1 protein-coding gene is annotated in these 754 nt (G+C 62.9%); it reads left to right on the top strand.

Going from position 1 to position 754, the window contains the following annotated elements:
- Positions 1-754, top strand: a 754-nt coding sequence (locus M1L60_RS46720) for a carbohydrate ABC transporter permease (RefSeq protein WP_253244078.1), incomplete at both ends; no start/stop codon positions are given.

Raw genomic sequence — 754 nt, forward strand, 5'->3', positions numbered from 1 at the left:
TCAACTGGCTCGGTGGCTCGTTCGCCTGGATCTGGCTGCTGATCGTGATGATCCCGCTCTACTGGATCGTCATCACCAGCTTCAAGACCCAAGCCAATTACTTCGGTACGAACCCACTGGCGCCACCGTCCGACCTGACGTTCGAGAACTACCAGCTGGTGGTCGAGAACGACTTCGTCCGGTACTTCGCCAACAGCGCGGTGGTCACGATCGGGGCGGTCATCCCGGCCACGGTGATCAGCTTCATGGCCGCGTACGCCATTGTCCGGGGGGTCGGTAACCGGTTCCTCAAGGGCGTGAACGCGCTGTTCCTGTTGGGTCTGGCCATTCCGCTGCAGGCGGTGATCATCCCGGTCTACCTGATCATCATCCGCTTGCAGATGTACGACACCCTGGCCGCGATCATCCTGCCCTCGATCGCGTTCGCCATCCCGCTGAGCGTGCTGGTGCTGTCGAACTTCATCCGCGACGTGCCGAAGGAACTGTTCGAGTCGATGCGGATGGACGGCGCCACCGAATGGGGCACCCTGTGGCGGCTGGCGTTCCCACTCACCCGGCCCGCGCTGGTCACTGTGGTCATCTACAACGGCCTGGGTATCTGGAACGGGTTCCTGCTGCCATTGGTGCTCACTCAGAGCCCCGATCAGCGCACGATTCCGCTCGCGCTGGCCAGCTTCCAGGGCCAGTTCGGCGTCAACATCCCGGCCATCGCGGCCTCGGTCGTGCTGACCACCGTACCGATCGTCCTGCTCTA

The sequence above is a fragment of the Paractinoplanes aksuensis genome (genome assembly GCF_024137025.1).
GTDB classification, from domain to species: Bacteria; Actinomycetota; Actinomycetes; order Mycobacteriales; family Micromonosporaceae; genus Actinoplanes; species Actinoplanes aksuensis.